This window comes from Croceitalea sp. MTPC5 (genome assembly GCF_036985505.1).
GTDB lineage: Bacteria > Bacteroidota > Bacteroidia > Flavobacteriales > Flavobacteriaceae > Croceitalea.
This window is the reverse complement of record NZ_BTGQ01000008.1, coordinates 39,726-60,702: the sequence shown is the minus strand read 5'-3', so window position 1 is coordinate 60,702 and position 20,977 is coordinate 39,726. Positions and strand designations below refer to the sequence as shown.

Genomic DNA, 20,977 nt, shown 5'->3' with positions numbered 1-20,977 from the left:
CTCTTCTGGGCTTTTTACCATATGTGTCGTCGCAACGTACCAATTACCCGCTTGGGTCGGAATCATTGTCATTATCCCATTTTCGTCGGTTTTAGTAGAACTTTCGTTTTCATGGGCATCTATACCTGGTACGGAAGTTCAGTAATGAACAACGTGGTTTGATAATAGTTGGCCATTGTCTAAAAGTTTAAAACGCATCGGTTCATTCACCTTTGAATTATGGGGGTTGCCAATTGGAACGAATTCTACGGGATACCCAAATACCGTGTTGAACCCTTTCGTTCTTTTATCGCTGACCTGAAGTAAGGGTTTTACGTGTTTTGAATAATTTTCTTTCGCATCTTTATCAAGGCTTACGTCTTTCTCCCTTTCTTTAATGGTATCATTCTGGGCAGGGTCGAAATTCCTACAACATAAGTTCCCGTCATGCCTGACTCAAATTTCAAATAGGTAACGGCATCTTTATCGTAATAATCCGATTGAAATAAAGTACCTATTATTCGGGCATCGGAAATACGGTCTCTGGTAATTGTATTCCCACTCTTATCAAAAGTTATTTTTATAAAGAACTCGTTTAAACTTTTTGGATTGAATCGAATCTGCCTCACCGGCAGGCAGGAATAAGACATTTTTTGCCCGTTCGAAGACTTTTTTGAGGTGCACCCGCCTACCGAACGGGTAGGTAGCAGGACTACGGAATGAAAAAAAGACATAAAGTGGGTAAAAAGGGCAATTTTTTAGCCAATTAAAAAAGTTTAGGCGAGTTCAGTATTAAACCTTTTTTGAAAGCAATGAGGTTAGAACATAAAAAAGAATAATGAGGGGTATGGCTAAAAAACGTAAGGTGACCAATAGCACTAGGCTTCCTATCAAGAATAGGTATTTGACCGCATTTTCGCTAAAAGCCCAAGTATCAAATTTTAGTGCGAACAATTCGATTTTTGAGTTGAGTAAATAGGCGCTCAATAAGGTAATGCCCATCAAAAACCATTGATTTAAAATGATGTCGTTTAATACCGTGTTGTTATGGTAAAAAAGAATAAGTGGTAGGGATAGTATCAAAAGTGTGTTTGCCGGTGTGGGCAAGCCCAAAAATGACGAAACCTGATTTTCATCCACATTAAAATTAGCCAAACGATAAGCAGATGCTAGGGTAATAAGAAATCCGAATAGCGGTAAGACCTCAACCGAAGTGTGCATTCCAAAAAGATCAAGGTTCCACCCCTCCTTTTGTGCCATATTAAGAAGTTGGAACATAACAATACCAGGTACCAGCCCACTGGTAACCATATCGGCCAATGAATCCAGCTGTACCCCTATTTCACTTTTCACATTCAACAAACGTGCCGCAAGACCATCAAAAAAATCAAACAAAATCCCTAAAGCGACAAAAACGGCTGCAAACTCCAAGTTATTCATCACCGCAAAAACGGTAGCGATGCAACCACAAAAGAGGTTGAGTAGCGTAATGAAATTGGGAATATGCTTGATCATCTATATGGGTTTTTGTAAAAATAAGCTAAAAATTAAGTTTTAACCTAAGTTAAGAACAACGCGAAAAAGAAATATGTTGATATTTGTCATTCATGATTATGAGACACTATTTAACCATTGCCATTTTACTTTCAGTACTAAACAATCAAGTACTTTTTTCCCAAACGCCCACACTTTCAGAAAAAGCCCAAATAAGCGTTTTGACCTGTTCATCGGGCGATGAACTATTTTCTGCCTTTGGTCATACCGCGTTTAGGGTGCAAGACCCTGTTTTGGGTATTGATGTGGTCTATAACTATGGTACCTTTGATTTCGACAAACCCAATTTTTACTTGAATTTTGCCCAGGGAAAGTTGATCTATTCGCTTTCTCGAAGAAGTTTTGAAGCTTTCTTATATACGTATCAGTTAGAAAAAAGATGGGTCAAAGAACAGGTATTGAACTTAACGGCGAAACAGACCAACGAGTTGTTCCGGTTTTTTGAGCAAAACCATAGACCTGAGAACAGGGATTATCCGTATGACCCCCTGTTCAACAATTGTTCAAGCATAACCGGAGATGTTTTAGAACGACATTTAGATGACGATATAAATTTTAAAGCGTCGCATTTAAAGGAATCATCGACATTTCGACAACTGGTCCATAAGTATATCCCGATTAATTCGTGGGGAGCTTTCGGTATTGATTTGGCATTTGGTGGTATTACCGATCAAAAAGCCTCTGCCCGACAACATATGTTCTTGCCCTATTATACGATGTACCAACTTCGAAATACGGAGCTTTCGGGTGAGGATATCGTTATGCGCGAACGGACCATTCTCAACTATCCGGAAAAATCAGATCAAAGTACTTTTTTGACCTCTCCATTGTTTTGGTTTTGCATCTTACTTGCTTTTACGGTAGCGATTACGCTATTGGATAAAAAACACCAAGGCAGAAATCGCTGGCTAGACTTTGGCCTGTTCTTTATTTCTGGTCTGGCAGGATTCATAGTACTACTTTTATGGGTAGCGACCGACCATGTGGTTACCAACCAAAATTTCAATTTTCTATGGTTATTACCCACCAATATTATCGTTAGCTTTTATTTGCTTACTAAAAAGCAATTGCCGCTATGGTTAACTAAATACCTTTGGGCAGCGCTTGGCCTAGTAGGTTTAAGTCTTATTTTTTGGGTATTTCGAGTGCATGTACTTTCGCCAATTAATATACCTTTAATGGGTACACTTGGGGTTCGATACCTGTTTCTCTTGAAAAAGATTTGATCAACGCATACCAAGACTATTAATACGCTTTTATGAATTTGCTCACGGTAGAAAATATTTCGAAATCATATGGGGAACTAACGCTGTTTTCAAACATCTCTTTTGGTATAAATAAAGATCAAAAAATTGCATTGATCGCTAAAAATGGAAGTGGAAAAACATCGATTCTCAATATTATTTCGGGCAAGGATACCACGGAAACCGGACAAATAACAAAAAGAAAAGGAATTAAAGTATCCTTCTTAGAGCAAGAACCCGACCTCAACCCAAACCTGACTATTGAAGAGACCATTTTTGATTCAGGCAATGAAATTTTAGAGGTCATAGCAAGATATGAAACAGCCTCACAGCACCCTGAAGATCAAGAAGCATATCAAAAAGCTTTTGAGGCCATGGAACGTTATCAGGCCTGGGATTTTGAAACGCAATACAAGCAAATTCTTTTTAAACTTAACCTTACCGAACTTCACTTAAAAGTAAAGGTACTTTCGGGTGGGCAAAAAAAACGCTTGGCACTTGCCAATGCACTTATCAACAAGCCGGATCTATTAATACTTGATGAGCCTACGAACCATCTTGATCTTGAAATGATCGAGTGGCTCGAGGTTTTTTTTAAAAAGGAAAACAGTACCCTTTTTATGGTAACCCATGACCGCTATTTTTTAGAGCGTGTCTGTAACGAGATCATTGAACTCGACAACAACCAACTTTATAGCTACAAGGGCAATTATTCGTACTATCTTGAAAAACGCGAAGCCCGCTTAGAACGTGAGGCAGTGGAACAGCACAAAGACAAAATTCTTTTTAAAAAGGAATTGGATTGGATGCGACGACAACCAAAGGCAAGGACTACGAAATCTAAGTCGCGTATTGATGATTTTCACGAAATTAAATCGAGGGCAAACAAACGAAGGTCTGAACACGAAGTGCAACTCGAACTGAATATGGAACGTTTGGGCAGCAAAATCGTAGAGTTGCACAAGGTATCGAAAGCATATGGTGACAAAGCCATGCTCAATCAATTTGACTACTCTTTTTCAAAAGGGGAACGTCTAGGTATCATAGGGAAAAACGGAACTGGAAAATCTACTTTTCTTAATGTGTTGACAGGCAAAGAAAATATAGATGCCGGTAAAATTGTTATCGGTGAGACTATCAAATTTGGGTATTACACGCAAAAAGGAATTGTACCGAAAGAAGGTCAAAAAGTTATTGATGCAATCCGCGATTATGGCGATTTCATCCCGCTGAAAAAAGGGCGTCAAATATCTGCGCAGCAGCTCTTAGAGCGTTTTTTGTTCGATAGAAAAAAACAATACGATTATATTGAAAAATTAAGTGGTGGTGAACGTAAGCGGCTCTATTTATGTATCGTATTGATTCAAAACCCTAATTTTTTGATTCTCGATGAGCCGACAAATGACCTTGATATCGTAACATTGAATGTTTTAGAAAGTTTTTTATTGGATTTCCCTGGCTGTCTGATCGTTGTTTCACACGATCGTTATTTTATGGACAAAATAGTCGATCATCTTTTTATCTTTAAGGGAAATGGTGCCATACAAGATTTTCCAGGAAACTATTCTGATTACAGGGCTTACGAGAACAGTAAATTAATTGAAGAACGCGAACTCAAAACAAACGAAACTACTACCCCGGAAAAAACCAACTGGAAAGAAAAAGACAATTCTAAAAAATTATCCTATTTAGAACAAAAAGAATATAACAAACTTGAAAAAGAGATTCATAAACTTGAAATAGAAAAGATAGCACTACAAGAAAAATTCACTGACGATAGTTTATCGGGTGAAGAAATCAATACCCTCTCCATCGAGCTTGGTGAGCTCGAACAGACGATTGAAACAAAAACAGAACGGTGGTTTGAACTGGGTTCGATACTTGAAGGCTAAATCAACGGTAATCTTTATAAACAGACGGTCATTTTTAAGCAATTTCCATAATAATCTGATTGTATATGCTTTTCAGCATTAAATCATACTTGCTTTTTCTATTAAAATCCACGAATCATCACGGGGTACATTCCCCATTTGTCTTTGAGTTTGTCACGAAATGCCTTTATAATGGCTCAAATAAATCGGGATTTAAAACCTTGAATGTTCTTTTAAAAAGTGTAGGCTACTTCAAACCTGAAAACATAGAAATTAGGGCCAATACCAAGTTTGAAGCCATTTTACAAGAAGAATATCCAAAACTGGTTTTCAATCGGTTCCCTTTAGATTTTATCTATTTACAAAATCCTGATATTACTTATATGACAGAAATCTTATCCGGTGATAAAGTGCACAATGAATCTATGATCCTTATTGCAAATATTCATAAAAATGCACAAAACCTTAGAAATTGGAGGAGTATCGCGCAAGAAAATAACTTTAGGGTTAGTATCGATATGTTTTATTGTGGAGCCCTCTTCGTAAGGCAAGAACAGGTAAAAGAACATTTTACAATACGAATTTAATACCGTAATTTTAAGCTACAAGCTGTAGTATGGATTATACAATTTATATCATTTTAGGGGCCTTGGCACTTGTTTATTTTATAGTACTTTTTAATAATAAACGAAATAATCGAAGGCGAAAATCACGCTCTTTTATGGAAGGAAAAAGAAAGCATGAAAACAAGTAAATTGTTTTCGGTATGCATTTTTCAATATAAATACCGTGAAAATGTGATGACCCCATAAATCACTTCCTTTAGAAATCAAATACCGAACCCAAAAGAATATCGGAATCAAAAGTGTAATGTTTTACAATATCATCGACCTAAGCTAAAAGTAATTCTTGCAAAACAAATATTATGAAACATATACTGACACTTTTATTGATGACCATAGTGACCTTAAATGGTTTTTCGCAAAAAATAGATTATTCTTTAGACAAGGGTTATATCGCAGAAGGATATGATGTAACCGAATATTTTAACGGAAAAGCCGTAGAGGGTAAAAGTAGCTTCACCACTACTCATGACGGTGCTAAATTCAAATTTACCTCTCAAAGTAATTTGGATAAGTTCAAGGCCAATCCCAAAAAATATGTCCCGCAATATGGAGGGTATTGTGCCTATGCATTAGCTACTCGCAAAAAGAAAGTAGACCCAGACCCAGAAGCCTTTAAAATACAAGACGGACAATTGTTATTGTTTTATACGTCATGGACAACGAATACCAAGGATAAATGGGAAGAAGAAGGTCCAAAAAAATTAAAACCCAAGGCCGATACCAATTGGGAAAAGGTAAAATACAAGAAGTAAGCACGAACATTCGGTGTTATAGCTGTGGGCTCCTATTTGTAGAAATGGGAGCTTTTTTTGTGCAATTGCAATCAAAAAATGCCTAAAAGCCGTTCTTCCTTGGTTTTTATGTGGTACGGGTAGAACAAAACGTAATTAAAGTGAATTCGACTTAAGATTTATCCCCTAATGAAGGATAAAGACCATTAAATTCCATAGTTATCATTTCGAGTACTTCGATTTCGCTCGATATAAACCTTAGTTGAGAGGCCCTTGATATCGAGAACAGTATCGAATCCCCACTTTACCTGCCTACCGACAAGGCAGGTTCGATCTGACAGTAAAACATAAGCCTTTGAAAGTTTATATCGACCCCCCTTTAGTTGTAAAAAAGCAAGGTTTACCTATCTTTAAAAAATTCATGCAGACCGTTTGCATTCAATAAAAATTTTAAGGATCAATGAAAATATATACCAAAACAGGTGACAAGGCCACTACTGCACTTTTTACTGGAAAACGCGTTCCCAAGCATCATATTCGTATCGAAAGTTATGGCACCATAGATGAGCTTAATTCTTTTTTAGGTTTAGTTCGGGACCAAGATATAGATTCGCATTCTAAACAAATATTGGCCAACATTCAGAACAAGCTCTTTACCGTTGGGGCAATTTTGGCAACCGAACCCAAAAAAGACAATCGATTGAAAATACCAAGAATACATAGTGAGGATATTGAGGCCCTAGAACGTGAAATGGACCTGATGAATGAAGAACTTCCTGAAATGACCCATTTTATACTACCTGGTGGGCACATTACCGTGTCATACTGTCATATTGCTAGAACCGTATGCAGACGTGGAGAACGTATGATATCCTATTTGCACGAAAACGAGCCCGTACCCGAAACCCTTTTGGCCTATATCAATAGGTTATCAGATTACCTGTTTGTATTGGCACGAAAGTTGTCAAAAGATTTACAGGCCGATGAAGTAAAGTGGATTCCTGAAAAAATGGACTAATAATTCAGCAATTTTCACGTTGTTGAATGAAGAAGTAAAAATATTTTTTAAATAATTCAGAAATTCCTTGGCGGATTGGGTTTAAAAATTATTTTTGCAAAAAATTTAAAATCAAACCATTGCTATGTACTGGACATTAGAACTAGCCTCATATCTAAGTGACGCCCCTTGGCCAGCCACTAAAGACGAATTAATAGATTACGCCATCAGAACGGGCGCCCCTTTGGAAGTTGTAGAGAACCTGCAATCAATGGAAGAAGAAGGTGGAGAGATTTATGAATCCATCGAAGAGATATGGCCAGATTATCCCACTGAGGAAGATTACCTCTGGAACGAGGATGAGTATTGAAAACAATTGGAACAACAAGATAGGAAGCCTCATTTTTGAGGCTTTTTTTATGTAATTTTGACAGCTAGACCGACATTTTTGGTCAACCAAAACTGTGGAACAGCTTTTGCTTCATAAAACAAAAAATTACCCATGAGTATTTTAAATTCCGTACTGAAGGTCTTTGTTGGCGATAAATCTGAAAAAGATGTAAAAGCCATGCAGCCTTTGGTCAAAAAAATAAAGGCCTTTGAATCTGAACTGGAAAAGTTGGGCCATGACGAGCTTAGGGCTAAAACAAGTTCTTTCAAAGATAGCATCGCCGAAGCTTGCCAAGAGGTCAATGAAAAAATTGCCGAACTTCAAAAAGAAGTTGAAGCATCGTCTGACATTGATAGAAATGAAGAAATATATGGCGAAATCGATAAGCTAAATGAAGAGTCTTACAAGATTTCAGAGGAAGTATTAAACGAAATTTTACCAGAAGCATTTGCAGTGGTGAAAGAGACCGCCAAACGCTTTGCCAATAATAAGACCCTAACCGTAACGGCTACGGAATTTGACCGTTCCTTATCAGGCACCGCCGATTATGTTGCACTTGACGGCGACAATGCCGTTTGGCACAACTCATGGGATGCCGCCGGCAAAGAGGTCACTTGGGATATGGTGCACTATGATGTACAATTGATCGGTGGCATCGTCTTGCATCAAGGTAAAATTGCTGAAATGCAAACAGGTGAAGGTAAGACTTTGGTCGCTACCCTTCCACTTTATTTAAATGCCCTTTCTGGTAAAGGAGCACACTTGGTCACGGTCAACGACTATTTGGCAAAACGTGATAGTGCCTGGATGGCACCTATATTTCAATTTCATGGGTTATCAGTAGATTGTATCGATAAACACCAACCAAATTCAGACGGAAGAAGAAAAGCATACAACGCCGACATCACTTACGGAACCAACAACGAATTTGGTTTTGATTATTTAAGGGATAACATGGCCCACACCCCAGGTGATTTGGTACAACGCCCACACCATTACGCCATTGTAGATGAGGTGGATTCCGTTTTAATCGATGATGCAAGAACACCATTGATTATTTCAGGCCCAGTGCCCGAAGGCGACCGTCATGAATTCAATGAGTTAAAACCCCAAGTAGCCAACATTGTTCAAAAACAGCGTCAGCATTTAACCGGTGTTTTGGCAGAGGCCAAAAAGTTGATTGCTTCAGGTGACACCAAAGAAGGAGGTTTTTTATTGCTTCGTGTACACAGGGGCCTACCAAAAAATAAAGCACTGATAAAATTCTTAAGTGAAGAAGGCATAAAACAATTGTTACAGAAGACCGAGAACTTCTACATGCAAGATAACAATCGTGAAATGCCCAAGGTCGACGAAGATTTATTGTTCACCATTGAAGAAAAGAACAATCAAATTGAGCTTACCGATAAAGGCATTGAATACATCTCAGGGGATGGTGATAAAGATTTTTTCGTAATGCCCGATATTGGTGGTGAAATCGCAAAAATTGAAAACCAAGACCTTGATATCGAGAAAGAAGCCGAACTCAAAGATGAGCTTTTCAAAGAATTTGCCGTGAAAAGTGAACGAATCCATACTATGAGCCAGCTTTTAAAGGCATACACCCTGTTTGAAAAGGATGTGGAATATGTGGTTATGGACAATAAGGTGATGATCGTTGACGAACAGACCGGGCGAATTATGGACGGCCGTCGATACTCAGACGGCCTGCATCAAGCGATCGAGGCCAAAGAAAGTGTAAAAATCGAGGCATTGACCCAGACCTTTGCCACCATTACCCTTCAGAACTACTTTAGAATGTATAACAAACTGGCTGGTATGACCGGTACGGCAGTAACTGAAGCAGGTGAATTTTGGGAGATTTATAAACTGGATGTCGTTGAGATTCCGACCAATAGACCAATTGCACGAGATGATAGACATGACCTGATCTACAAGACCAAGCGCGAAAAGTACAATGCGATCATCGAAGAGGTGACCCAACTTTCAAAATCAGGTCGCCCCGTATTGATAGGTACTACATCCGTTGAGATATCGGAGTTGTTATCAAAACTACTCAGCGTTCGAAAGATTCCACATAACGTGTTGAACGCAAAACTGCATAAGAAAGAAGCAGATGTTGTTGCAGAAGCTGGTCATGGTGGTGTAGTAACCATTGCTACGAATATGGCTGGCCGTGGAACAGATATCAAGTTATCTGCGGAAGTAAAAGAAGCAGGGGGGCTTGCAATCGTTGGTACGGAAAGACACGACTCTAGACGTGTGGATAGACAGCTTAGAGGACGCTCAGGACGTCAAGGAGATCCCGGTAGCTCGCAATTCTATGTTTCACTTGAAGATAATCTCATGCGTTTGTTCGGTTCTGACCGAGTTGCTAAAATGATGGATAGAATGGGCCTTGAAGAAGGTGAGGTCATACAACACTCCATGATGACCAAATCTATCGAGCGAGCCCAAAAGAAAGTGGAGGAAAACAATTTTGGTATACGTAAAAGATTGCTGGAATATGATGATGTCATGAACGCCCAGCGTGAAGTGGTTTACAAAAGAAGACGTCATGCCATACAAGGCGAACGACTAAAAGTCGATATCGCCAATATGATCTATGACACCTGTGAGGTCATTTCTGAAACCAATAAAGCAGCGGACGATTTTAAAAATTTCGAATTTGAACTGATTAAGTATTTCTCGATTACATCACCGGTTTCAGAAGAAGAATTCAACAGCCTCGGTTTCCAAGAAATTGCAAATAAGGTATATACCGTTGCCTATGACCACTACCAAGATAAAATGAAACGCAGCGCTACAACCGCTTTCCCGGTCATCAAAAATGTGTACGAGAACGAGACGAATAAATTTGAACGAATTGTTGTTCCCTTTACGGATGGTATAAAAACATTGAATGTTGTTACTGATTTAAAAGAAGCCTATGAGAGCAATGGAAAGCAATTGATCAACGATTTTGAAAAAAATATCACTTTAGCCATCATCGATGATTCATGGAAAACCCATTTGCGAAAAATGGATGAACTAAAACAATCGGTTCAGCTTGCGGTACACGAACAGAAAGATCCCTTGCTCATTTACAAGTTTGAAGCTTTTGAGCTTTTTAAAGCAATGATCGACAAGGTAAACAAAGAAGTCATTTCGTTCTTGTTCAAGGGTGAGCTTCCCTCTGATAATACCGGTCAAATTCAAAGGGCACAAAATGTACGTCGCCCAAAAGAACAATTAAAGACCACAAAAGAGGAAATTCCCAATAGTGATGAGCTTGCCGCGCAAAATAGGGCTGCAGGCCAAACGCAAGGACAACGGCCCCAAAAAACGGAGACCATTGTTCGTGAAAGACCCAAAATCGGTAGAAATGATAGGGTTGTTATAAAGAATGTACTTTCCGGAGAGAGTAAAACGGTAAAATACAAACAAGCCGAACCTTTGATAATTAAAGGCGAATGGGTCTTGGTCGAAGAATAAAGTAAACTACCTCGGGGCAAGCCAGCAAGGCATCGAAAAGAAAATCAATTTTATTTTTCAACGCAAACGTCTGAGCATTCAAATCTCGATTATCGAGTAAAAATACGATATGAATACTTGTAAGGCGACGCCCAATTTTAGGGCGTCGTTTTTGATTATGTTATAAAACATATTTAGATTTACGTGAATTTACACCCTCAAGTTATCTTTATGTTTGATTTGATCAGCCATAAAACGAAATAACTTAAGCACATAAATGAAAAACCTAACCAAAGAAAACCAACGTCCAAGGCAAAAGGCAAGGATGTTTGAAATTTTAAACTACATGGCTGCCCTCACGGCTATTGGTTTGGGAGTCCTTTCATTGACCGAGGGTTACGGGATTGGATATTTCGTTATTTCATTGTTCTTAATGGTTTTATTCATTGCCAATGGTATTTTTTTGAAAAGTACTATTGCAAAGGGCATCTCGAATGGTATTTTAGAGAGTAAACTTCAAGAAAAGGAAATCTTACTAAAAGAAGTACATCATAGGGTAAAAAACAATTTACAAACAGTTTCCAGTTTATTGAGTCTTCAATCAAGGGCGATAGAGGATAAAAAAATAAGTAGTATCATAAAAAGTAGTCAAAATCGTGTCGTTTCAATGGCCATGGTACACGAAATGCTCTACAAACGCGATGATTACACATCTAAGATTGCTTTGAAACCATACGTGGAAGAACTTTGCGAATACTTGGTTCGTTCCGTAAAAGGCAACGACCATAATATTGACCTGAATTTAGATGTAGGTGATTTTAAATTGAGTATCGATACGGTGATTCCATTAGGGTTGATTATCAACGAGACCGTTACCAACGCCTTGAAATATGGCATTCTTGAAAATACGGAAGGTGAAATCTTGGTTCGGCTATCAAAAAAAGGGGTGAATACTTACGAAATGTATCTTGGTGATAATGGAATTGGGTTTCCTGAAGATATCAACCCAACTACGATTAAATCACTGGGGCTTAAATTAATCCATAACCTTTCAAGACAATTACGTGGTGAGGCACAACGTGATATGAAAAGTTCGGGTACGTATTATCAAATTACTTTTGAAGAGGTAATAGACGATTTTAATTCGGTAGATTAACTGGGTTTGTTTCCACTCGTTCATTATCTTTAAAGTCTAACTCAAAAGACGACCAACCCAATGTTCAAGAGATTCTTTCTTGTAGCACTATGTATCAGTGGTACACTTTCAGCACAAAACTATTTTTTCGAGAAGTTTCAACCTTTTGATTCAAAAATACCCTCGCCTGAACAATTTCTGGGCTACGCAATTGGTGAACATCATACCCGTCATGATTTGATTGTCGCCTATTTAACCAAGTTAGCCGAGGTTTCAGATCGTGCGAGTATCTATGAATACGGCAGAACCCATGAAGGGCGTAAATTGGTGATGCTAACGATTACCACTCCAGAAAATCTAAAAAACCTTGATAATATCAAGCAACAGCACCTTGCGTTTTCCGATCCAGCACAATCGGTCTCCAACTATAATGATGTTCCTATTTTTATCAATTTGGCCTATAACGTGCATGGTAATGAGCCCTCTAGTTCTGAAGCGGCTTTACTAACGGCATATACCTTTGCCGCTTCCAATAGCCCTGAGATTTTAAAATATTTGAAAAATTCAGTTATTTTTCTTGATCCTACCATAAACCCTGACGGACGCGATAGGCATACCCAATGGGCCAATATGTATCAGGGAAACCCCTTGGTCGCTGATCCACAAGATGCCGAACATAATGAATACTGGCCCAGGGGGCGTACCAATCACTATTGGTTCGATTTAAACCGAGATTGGTTATTGGGCATTCATCCTGAAAGCAGGGGCAAATTAACATGGTACCATCAATGGTACCCGAATGTTGTAACTGATTTTCATGAAATGGGCAGTCAAAGTTCCTATTTTTTCGAACCCATGAAGGTCAATGCATCCCAAGACCCTATCATGCCCAAAGAAAATTATGAAGATTTGAACAATCTCTTTGGGGAGTATTTTGCAAGTGCACTTGACAGTATTGGTTCTTTTTATTTTACCAAGGAAGTGTTTGACGGCACCTATCCAGGCTATGGGTCCTCCTATCCTGATTTACAGGGCGGTTTAGGGCTTTTGTTTGAGCAAGCCAGTTCTCGTGGCCATAAGCAAACTACAAAATTCGGGGAGATTACTTTTCCGTTTACGATCAGAAATCAATATACCTCGAGTATCACTACCGTAAGGGCCGCTGTTGAAAATAAGGCAATGCTCAGAAAATACCAGCAAAAATTCTTTAAAAGCGCGTTAAGTAATGCTTCTAAGAGTAGGGTGCGTGGTTATACGTTTAAAGATGACTACGATAAAAACCGCGTTAAAGCCTTTATCGATAAGCTATTACTACACAAAATCGAGGTTTATGAATCTGGAAACGCTTTTGTAGTACCTACAGACCAACCACAATATCGTATGGTACAAACCATGTTTGAAACCTATGATACATACCGTGATAGCGTCTATTACGACGCTTCGGCCTGGTCCGTTGCCAATTTCTACAATATGAAATATAAGCCCGTTACCAATCTAAATACCGGTACTAAAATTACTGCTACAACAGATTTGGTAAAAACGGATGCTGTTCAAAAAACGGATTATGCCTATATCATTGATTACGATGATTACAATGCCACCGCTGCCTTAAATTATTTGCAACAAAATGGAATTGTGGTCTCGTCTTCGTTCAAACCCTTTACCACAACGACCAACAAAGGCCTGACTACGTTTAACTATGGTACCCTGGTCATACCGATAAGTCTTCAAAAGAAAGATTCCGATACCGTTTTTGAATTGGCACAAAAAGCACAACAAAAATTTCAGGTCACCATACACAGCGTTAGCTCTGGCTACAGTAGTAAAGGAATTGATTTGGGCAGTAGGTATGTGTCGCCGCTTACCAAACCAAAGGCCATGATGCTCATAGGTGATGGGGTGAGATCCTACGAAGCAGGAGAAGTTTGGCATTTATTGGATACACGGGTCCACATGCCGATAACCAAAATACCCATGCGCAATTTCAATCGCGCCAATATGGACAAGTACAACACCCTTGTGATGGTATCGGGCAACTATAACTTAAGTAAAGCACAGCTTGACAAGATTAAAGATTGGATTGGAAAGGGAAATACCTTAATTACCATAGGAAACGCTTCAAAATGGGCCATTGACAAAAAACTGGTCAAAGAAAAGCTGACCGAAGGACCTAAAAAGGATAGTACTGCGGTGGCGGTTAGAAAACCGTATGTCGATGCCCCAGAAAATTTAGGTAAGGAAAGTGTTGGTGGTGCCATTTTTAAAGTGGATTTAGACTTGACCCATCCCCTAGCCTTTGGATACAGGGATACCCAAATTCCGGTATATAAAAACAATTCCGTTTGGTTGGCGCCAAGTAAAAATGAGTATGCCACCGTAGCGAAATATGCCAAAGACCCCCATATTGATGGCTTCATTACCAAAAAGAATATGGAGGGGTTTTTAAAACCTTCCGCATCACTACTTGTGAGTAAAGTAGGGCGCGGGCGCGTGGTACTCTTTGCCGATAATCCTAATTTTAGGGGAAGTTGGTACGGTACCAATCGCTTGTTCTTGAATGCGCTATTTTTAGGGGATAAGATTGATGTACCGGATTGAGATATAAGACGTAAGAAATAAGATTTGAGACATAGGGATGAACAAAACCACTAATCCAATGAAAAAACTATTCGCCTTAATTCTGGCACTAACACTAATCCAAATTGGCTTTTCCCAAGAAAAGCTGAGTGAAGGACCCTTTGAACAACTTATCATTAGAGGGGTTACCCTTATCAACGGAAATGGGGCCCCACCAAGGGGACCTATAGATATTGTAGTGGAAAATAATAAAATTGTCAAAATTCAGGTGGTTGGCTACCCCGGGGTAGCTATTAATGAAGCTAAACGACCAAAGTTAAAAGAAGGTGGTAAAGAATTGGATTGTTCCGGTATGTTCTTACTGCCAGGTTTCATTGATATGCACGGTCATATCGGTGGCGTGGCACAAGGGGCCGATTATGACTACGTCTTTAAACTATGGATGGCACATGGTATTACTTCGGTGCGGGAGCCCAGCGGTCGTGGTATAGATTGGGCCTTAGATCTAAAACGCAAAAGCGAAAAGAATGAGATTATAGCACCCCGTGTTTTTGCCTATACGGGATTTGGGCAGAGCTCAGGGAGTTTTAATCCGCTGAATGATGCACCAATCAGTACCCCAGAACAGGCCCGTAAATGGGTTCGTGCCAATGCGGAACGTGGTGCCGATGGCATCAAATTCTTTGGGGCCGCACCAGAAATTATGGCTGCGGCCCTTGACGAGAACAAAAAACTGGGCTTGCGCTCTGCCTGTCACCATGCCCAATTGGATGTTGCACGTTGGAATGTATTGCATTCTGCAAGAGCAGGCCTAACCAGCATGGAACATTGGTATGGATTGCCCGAAGCCCTATTTGAAGATAGAACCGTACAAGACTATCCGCTTGATTATAATTATCAAAATGAGCAAGACCGCTTTGAAGAAGCGGGCAGATTATGGAAACAGGCAGCAAAACCATATTCAGAGCATTGGAACAAGGTCATGAACGAATTGATAAGTTTGGATTTTACCCTAGACCCGACTTTCAATATATATGAAGCCAGCAGGGACCTACAGCGGGCACGAAGGGCAGAATGGCACGAAGACTACACCTTACCGTCACTTTGGGAGTTCTACCAACCTAGCAAAATCAGCCATGGTTCGTATTGGCATGACTGGGGCACGGAGCAAGAAGTAGCTTGGCGCGAAAACTACAAACTATGGATGACATTCGTGAACGAATATAAAAACCGAGGTGGGCGTGTAACTACAGGTTCAGATTCAGGCTTTATCTTTCAATTGTATGGTTTTGCCTATATCCGTGAAATGGAGTTGTTGCGAGAAGCTGGTTTCCATCCTTTAGAAGTTATCCGTTCGGCAACTTTAAATGGTGCTGAAGCTTTAGGTATGGATACCAAGATAGGAACTGTAGAAGTCGGCAAACTCGCTGATTTTGTGATCGTAGAAGAAAATCCTTTAAAAAACCTTAAAGTACTTTATGGAACGGGTGCCGTAAAACTGACCGAAGATAATGAGGTCGTTCGGGTCGGTGGTGTGAAATACACCATCAAAGACGGAATTATTTTTGATTCGAAGGGGCTCTTAAAAGACGTAAAAGCAACAGTAGCGAAACAAAAAGAAAAACAGAGCTACACCATAAAACAACCAGGGGTAGAAAAGTGAAGGTTATCATTATGCCATTTTAGCTTTGTTTCTTTTCGTCTTAAAAGCCAATGCCTTTTTAATCCTAGAATTTTTGAATTTATAAAGTCTGGCAACCTTAGTTTCAGATTTAAGTATCGTAGTTTGATTTAATGTGACGTTCAACTCAACTGATACTGTTTTGGCAGCAACTTTAATTTCTTTTGAAGTACTGTTTGCGAAAATTGCTGTTGAGAAGAAAATTACTGCGACAAAGGTTAAAACTGCTTTCATGACTTGGGTTGTTTTACTTTGTAAAGGTACCCTGAGGTCAATGCAGACAAGAGATAACTCGTTTTATCACAAGAATTCATCGGTAAAAAACAAAAGCTTGGATAAACGGTAAAAAACCATCGACAACGGTTTTCACCTCGATGAACAACACATCGAAACAAGATGCATTTTATCGATATCAAACTATTTTAATCAAGTAAAAAGAAGAACTATTTTCCGATTTTTGATTTGGTCGGCTTAGCAAAAAAATCCGAGTAATACCTGAAATGGCGATTTTACAAATAGTCTATTGCTCACTCTAGCGAAAAACCAAGAAGCAAGTTTGGATCTGGGCAGTTCTTTTTATAGAATCCCAATTCGTTTTGAGAACAAACTCCTGGGTAATCACCATTGAAATCACCTAAATCAAGAATTAACTGAAAATGGAGGTGGGGCGCATAATTGACATTTATAGTGGTTTCACCTAGGGTGGCAAGCACTTCTCCCTTTACAAAGGCCTTTCCTTCATATAAACCTTTCAACGATTCTAGGGACAAATGACCATATAGGGAATATAAAGTATGCCCTTCTATAAAATGCTCTAGGATAATGGTAGGCCCGTAATTGCCTAAATCCGCGTTGTTTTGAAAACTGTGCACTTTACCATCAAGGGGAACTACAACGGTAGTACCCGCTTGGCACCAAAAATCAACACCGAGGTGGATGTCCCGTACTTCATCGCCAGAGAAACGTTTGGCGCTTTTATACAGATTTCGTTTTTCAAGATAGCCCCCAAAAGCGATCTGACCATTAGTATCTTTTAAGACACTATCAATATACTTTTGACATTCCAAGGGTCTCGAAATATCAATTGTGGTCAATTGCCTATTTGATATCGACAAGTCAATAGGAACATATCGAGAAAAAGGAATAGCATCATCAAGAATGGGCACTGGTCCTTTCTGGTTTTCCAATAAATAGTTCCAATTCATTTTATAAAAACAAGCTTAACATTTTTTAACTTCTCGCGTTGTAATACTTTGTATCTTGATGCTACTAATTCGAAAAAAATACAATGAAAATAGCTAAAAATATAAGTATAATCGCTTTGGTACTCTTCTTTTTTAGTTGCCAGGCAAAAGTAAAATCTGATGATAAAAACATTGCGCAAAATACCCCTATAGAAAAAGCCATACTTTCTTCATCTGAACTTCAAGAATACGAAACGGCATATTTTGCAAGTGGTTGTTTTTGGTGTGTTGAAGCAATCTATGAAAGTGTAAAAGGGGTTAAAGAGGTCGTATCTGGGTATTCAGGTGGTAGTGAACAGAACCCGACTTATGAGCAGGTGGCCTATGGTAAGACTGGCCATGCTGAATCAGTTGAAGTATATTATGACCCTGAAGTAATTTCTTTTCAAGAATTGGTTCAGGTATTCTTTGGTTCACATGATCCTACGGCCTTGAATCGACAAGGCCCGGATAGAGGGGCTCATTACCGTTCCATTGCATTTTATGAAAACAGTGAGGAAGAAAAGATCATTCGTGATTATATTAAATTGTTGGAATCAAAAGGGCTTTATGATGCGCCTATCGTAACACAGGTCGTTGAATTTGAAAAGTTTTGGAAAGCTGAGGAGTACCATCAAGATTTTGAACGCAAAAATCCGAACCAGTCTTATATTCGAGCGGTTTCAGTACCAAGATTGAATCGATTCAAAGAGAATTTTCCAGGTTATTTGAAGGAAGGAGTGCATTAAAAGTAGGCTTTTTTGGGTATAAGCTTTCTTAACGGGTAGGTAAGGCTAGTTTTCAAGAACGACCTCTCCGTATTTTGAATTTACGCTGATTAGCTTGCCTGAATGGTTATCGATCTTATGGCCTTTGTAAATTACGGTTTCACCGCCCCTACTTTTGTCCATTATCAATTCTGATGGGTAGGCGATTTTCGAACTGGTACCATTCAAGTAAAATGATGAGGCGGTTTGAGGTACTTTACAACGAAAATCCCCGCTTACGACAGAAACATCGATATCGCTGAATTTATCAGAAATGGAATTAATGACCAATTCACCGAAATCATAAGTGACTACCGCCCTATCATTAAGCCTGTCGATAATCACATTTGAAGACACCGCATTCAATTTTAAATCCCCAACCTGTTTTAAACTTACGTGCTCAGCATAATCGGCCCTTAACCGGCCAAAATTCCATTTTTGTACCACAACCGGGGTATAAGATGCATTGATAGCGGTTTTATCACCTTCAATGGTTGAAGCTAACAAGCTTGCGTAACGCAAGCTTGCATTGATATTCTTGGTGGTTGCAGCCAATTTTACTTCACCATGTTTCACATCCATTTTGATACGTGTTGATTTGGGCAATTTAATTTTGATGCTTTTTTTGACTTTATATTTTTTAGACTCCCCATCTGACGAAAAATAAAAAATGTTGGAGCCATCATTTTTTGGGAATCGAATTACCGAACGGTCTTTTCGCAATAGTCTTTCCTTCTTTTGAATTTCTTGGCGCCTTTCTTGAATTTCCTTTCTACGTTGTTCTTGTACTTCCATTCGTTCTTGAAGCTGCTTTTCACGCTCTGCGGCCCTTTCTTCCATTTCTTTCGCCCTTTTTTCCATTCGTTCCGCTCTTTCTTGAGAACGTTCTTGATACGCTTCACCCCATTCTTCAAAGCGCTCTTTATACTCTTCGTTGAAGTTTTTTCTGAACTCCTTTGTCCATTGCTTTAAATATTTATCGCCATCCTTTTCGTAAGCATCGTAATCAAACTCCTTAAAATTTAGTGGCGGAAATGGTGGATTCACAAACACCTCGGGGAACTCAGCAATTTCGGGAAGTTCAGGGATCTCAATATCATGAAATAAAGGCTCGACATCAGACAACAAACTTTCTACGCCGAGATGTCCACTAGATAATAAACTCTGTACACCAAAGTCACCGCCATGGATTCCATATGCCCAAGAATTTCTTTTTGAGCTACTTATCTTAATTTCTTTACTGTTACCCAAAATTTTAAAGGGTTCGCTTTCAAAATACTCCTTGGCTTCTTCATCAGTGGCCTCTTCCAATACGACCGTGGCCACAATTTCAACCTGGTTCTTATCCCAAGTCTCAAATTCAATATCGGTATGTGAGGTATTGATTTCCAATACCGCATCACCTGCGACATTAAAGGTTTCTTGATAGGTTTTTGATTTTTTCTGCGCAAATGCCGCCGTTGTACAGAATACAACGGCAACCAGCACATTACATAACAGTTGCTGCTTCTTGTTCATTTTTTGATGATTTTAATTGATCTAATTTTGATTTTAATTTTTGCATTAATTGCAATCGCAATTGCAGGTTTCTTATAGAGGCCTCAATGGTCTGATCATTTGGCCCCAATTCATTCAGTTCTATATTCAGGTTTTTATACTCTTCATCGAGCTCCTTCAAACGTTCTAAAAAGCCATCTACTAATTCTTTATTTTCAGCGGAAATCTCCAAATTTGACAACGCTAAATTGATATTGGCGACATAGTAGTTTTCCACTTTTTGTAATTCGGGTGAAAGGTCTCCCAATGAAATCCCTTTTACATCTTTTTCCTTATTTTGACTTGCAACCTCGGTTGTCTTTATTGGGGTATTTGATTTTTCTTCATCGTTCAAAAAGAAATAAGCCCCAACCCCCAACAAAACCAACACTGAAGCGGCTAAAGACAGCCAATGCCAAGGGTTTGACTTCTTGTCTAGAGGAAGTTCATCTTGTAATCGGGCTAGAAAGCGATCTTCATGCCCTTGGCTCATGGTGAATTTTTCTTTCTCTCGTTGTTCTTTAAACAATTCTCTAAGATCTTGCGCCATAATTCAATGTTTTTAGCAACTCTTTTAGTTGTCCTTTTCCCCGCAACAGACGGGTTCTGGAAGCCGTTTCAGAGATATTCAAAATTTCGGCTATTTCACTATGATCGTAACCTTCAACCAAAAAAAGCTGCACTACATATTTGTATTTATCCGATAATGATACTATCGCATTTTTAACCTCTTCTAAACCAATTCCTTCATCAACCTCCCAATTATCATCATCCGTCACGTGCATATAGCCCTCATCCAACGCAACAGTCCTTTCCCGCTTTGATTTTAAGAAATCAATACTTCCATTGACTACTATTCGTTTCAACCATGCCCCAAAAGTCACTTCGCCTTTATATTGTTCCATTTTTTGAAAGGCCTTGATAAAAGATTCTTGCAACACGTCTTCAGCATCATCAACATTTTTCAAAAACCGCATGGCAACACAGAACATACCTTCACAATAATGCTTATAAAGCTTTAATTGTGCTTTTCGGTCGTTGGCCTTACACCGCGCTACCAGTTCTGAATGCAACATGGTTAGTTGTAGTTCTGTTTTGGTTGTTTTGAATTACGTATCATACTTTATGACCGAATTCTTTTAAAAGACGAATGAAAAAATTAGATGTGGCAAAAAAGTCATTTTTTGTCAAAATAAAACTGAAATAGCCAAC

At 39.0% G+C, this 20,977-nt stretch carries 19 protein-coding genes; 11 read left to right on the top strand and 8 right to left on the bottom strand.

What is annotated here, in order from left to right:
- Nucleotides 1-138 precede the first annotated feature (138 nt).
- The 3 genes from AACM45_RS20400 to AACM45_RS19425 form a co-directional block, all read right to left on the bottom strand.
- Entirely contained in the window at nt 139-378 is a 240-nt protein-coding gene (locus tag AACM45_RS20400; protein WP_445227738.1) for a DUF4198 domain-containing protein, read from the bottom strand.
- Entirely contained in the window at nt 354-629 is a 276-nt protein-coding gene (locus AACM45_RS19430) for a hypothetical protein (protein WP_339144787.1), read from the bottom strand. The genes AACM45_RS20400 and AACM45_RS19430 overlap by 25 nt, the downstream gene beginning before the upstream one ends.
- A gap of 142 nt (nt 630-771) precedes the next feature.
- A complete protein-coding gene (locus tag AACM45_RS19425; RefSeq protein WP_339144785.1) occupies nt 772-1,494 on the bottom strand; it encodes a CDP-alcohol phosphatidyltransferase family protein in 723 nt (240 codons plus the stop codon).
- Nucleotides 1,495-1,592: 98 nt separating this feature from the next.
- Between AACM45_RS19425 and AACM45_RS19420 the strand changes: the two genes are divergently transcribed.
- From AACM45_RS19420 to AACM45_RS19375, 10 genes are all read left to right on the top strand, one after another.
- The gene (locus tag AACM45_RS19420) at nt 1,593-2,759 is read left to right on the top strand and encodes a lipoprotein N-acyltransferase Lnb domain-containing protein (RefSeq protein WP_339144783.1); all 1,167 of its coding nucleotides are present in this window, start codon (nt 1,593-1,595) and stop codon (nt 2,757-2,759) included.
- 32 nt (nt 2,760-2,791) lie between these two features.
- Nucleotides 2,792-4,669: an ABC-F family ATP-binding cassette domain-containing protein gene (locus tag AACM45_RS19415; protein WP_339144781.1), complete on the top strand. Its 1,878-nt coding sequence runs from the start codon at nt 2,792-2,794 to the stop codon at nt 4,667-4,669.
- Nucleotides 4,670-4,734: 65 nt separating this feature from the next.
- Nucleotides 4,735-5,235 carry a hypothetical protein gene (locus tag AACM45_RS19410; protein ID WP_339144778.1) on the top strand — a complete coding sequence of 167 codons (501 nt, stop codon included), beginning with the start codon at nt 4,735-4,737 and terminating at the stop codon, nt 5,233-5,235.
- Between the two features lie 338 nt (nt 5,236-5,573).
- Complete coding sequence (locus AACM45_RS19405) at nt 5,574-6,026, top strand: YHS domain-containing (seleno)protein (RefSeq protein WP_339144776.1); 453 nt, start codon at nt 5,574-5,576, stop codon at nt 6,024-6,026.
- A gap of 439 nt (nt 6,027-6,465) precedes the next feature.
- Nucleotides 6,466-7,023 carry a cob(I)yrinic acid a,c-diamide adenosyltransferase gene (locus AACM45_RS19400; RefSeq protein ID WP_339144774.1) on the top strand — a complete coding sequence of 186 codons (558 nt, stop codon included), beginning with the start codon at nt 6,466-6,468 and terminating at the stop codon, nt 7,021-7,023.
- A gap of 124 nt (nt 7,024-7,147) precedes the next feature.
- Nucleotides 7,148-7,372 carry a DUF2795 domain-containing protein gene (locus tag AACM45_RS19395; RefSeq protein ID WP_013551418.1) on the top strand — a complete coding sequence of 75 codons (225 nt, stop codon included), beginning with the start codon at nt 7,148-7,150 and terminating at the stop codon, nt 7,370-7,372.
- A gap of 132 nt (nt 7,373-7,504) precedes the next feature.
- Nucleotides 7,505-10,867 (top strand): preprotein translocase subunit SecA, encoded by a 3,363-nt coding sequence (gene secA / locus AACM45_RS19390; RefSeq protein ID WP_339144772.1) that lies wholly within the window; start codon nt 7,505-7,507, stop codon nt 10,865-10,867.
- A gap of 256 nt (nt 10,868-11,123) precedes the next feature.
- Nucleotides 11,124-12,002: a sensor histidine kinase gene (locus AACM45_RS19385; protein ID WP_339144771.1), complete on the top strand. Its 879-nt coding sequence runs from the start codon at nt 11,124-11,126 to the stop codon at nt 12,000-12,002.
- Nucleotides 12,003-12,062: 60 nt separating this feature from the next.
- Complete coding sequence (locus AACM45_RS19380) at nt 12,063-14,579, top strand: M14 family metallopeptidase (protein WP_339144770.1); 2,517 nt, start codon at nt 12,063-12,065, stop codon at nt 14,577-14,579.
- 58 nt (nt 14,580-14,637) lie between these two features.
- The gene (locus AACM45_RS19375) at nt 14,638-16,221 is read left to right on the top strand and encodes an amidohydrolase family protein (RefSeq protein ID WP_339144769.1); all 1,584 of its coding nucleotides are present in this window, start codon (nt 14,638-14,640) and stop codon (nt 16,219-16,221) included.
- 9 nt (nt 16,222-16,230) lie between these two features.
- Here the strand turns inward: AACM45_RS19375 and AACM45_RS19370 are convergent, their stop codons facing one another.
- Nucleotides 16,231-16,473, bottom strand: coding sequence for a hypothetical protein (locus AACM45_RS19370; RefSeq protein WP_339144768.1), 243 nt, complete (start codon nt 16,471-16,473; stop codon nt 16,231-16,233).
- Between the two features lie 293 nt (nt 16,474-16,766).
- Nucleotides 16,767-17,444 (bottom strand): peptidoglycan DD-metalloendopeptidase family protein, encoded by a 678-nt coding sequence (locus AACM45_RS19365; RefSeq protein WP_339144766.1) that lies wholly within the window; start codon nt 17,442-17,444, stop codon nt 16,767-16,769.
- An 83-nt stretch (nt 17,445-17,527) separates the two neighbouring features.
- Here AACM45_RS19365 and msrA point away from each other — a divergent pair, with 83 nt between their 5' ends.
- The gene (gene msrA / locus AACM45_RS19360) at nt 17,528-18,211 is read left to right on the top strand and encodes a peptide-methionine (S)-S-oxide reductase MsrA (protein WP_339144765.1); all 684 of its coding nucleotides are present in this window, start codon (nt 17,528-17,530) and stop codon (nt 18,209-18,211) included.
- A 45-nt stretch (nt 18,212-18,256) separates the two neighbouring features.
- Here the strand turns inward: msrA and AACM45_RS19355 are convergent, their stop codons facing one another.
- From AACM45_RS19355 to AACM45_RS19345, 3 genes are read right to left on the bottom strand one after another with little or no spacing between them, the layout of a single operon-like run.
- Nucleotides 18,257-19,747 carry a hypothetical protein gene (locus AACM45_RS19355; RefSeq protein ID WP_339144764.1) on the bottom strand — a complete coding sequence of 497 codons (1,491 nt, stop codon included), beginning with the start codon at nt 19,745-19,747 and terminating at the stop codon, nt 18,257-18,259.
- Complete coding sequence (locus tag AACM45_RS19350) at nt 19,719-20,315, bottom strand: hypothetical protein (RefSeq protein WP_339144762.1); 597 nt, start codon at nt 20,313-20,315, stop codon at nt 19,719-19,721. The genes AACM45_RS19355 and AACM45_RS19350 overlap by 29 nt, the downstream gene beginning before the upstream one ends.
- Complete coding sequence (locus tag AACM45_RS19345) at nt 20,299-20,841, bottom strand: RNA polymerase sigma factor (RefSeq protein WP_339144761.1); 543 nt, start codon at nt 20,839-20,841, stop codon at nt 20,299-20,301. The genes AACM45_RS19350 and AACM45_RS19345 overlap by 17 nt, the downstream gene beginning before the upstream one ends.
- Nucleotides 20,842-20,977 lie beyond the last annotated feature (136 nt).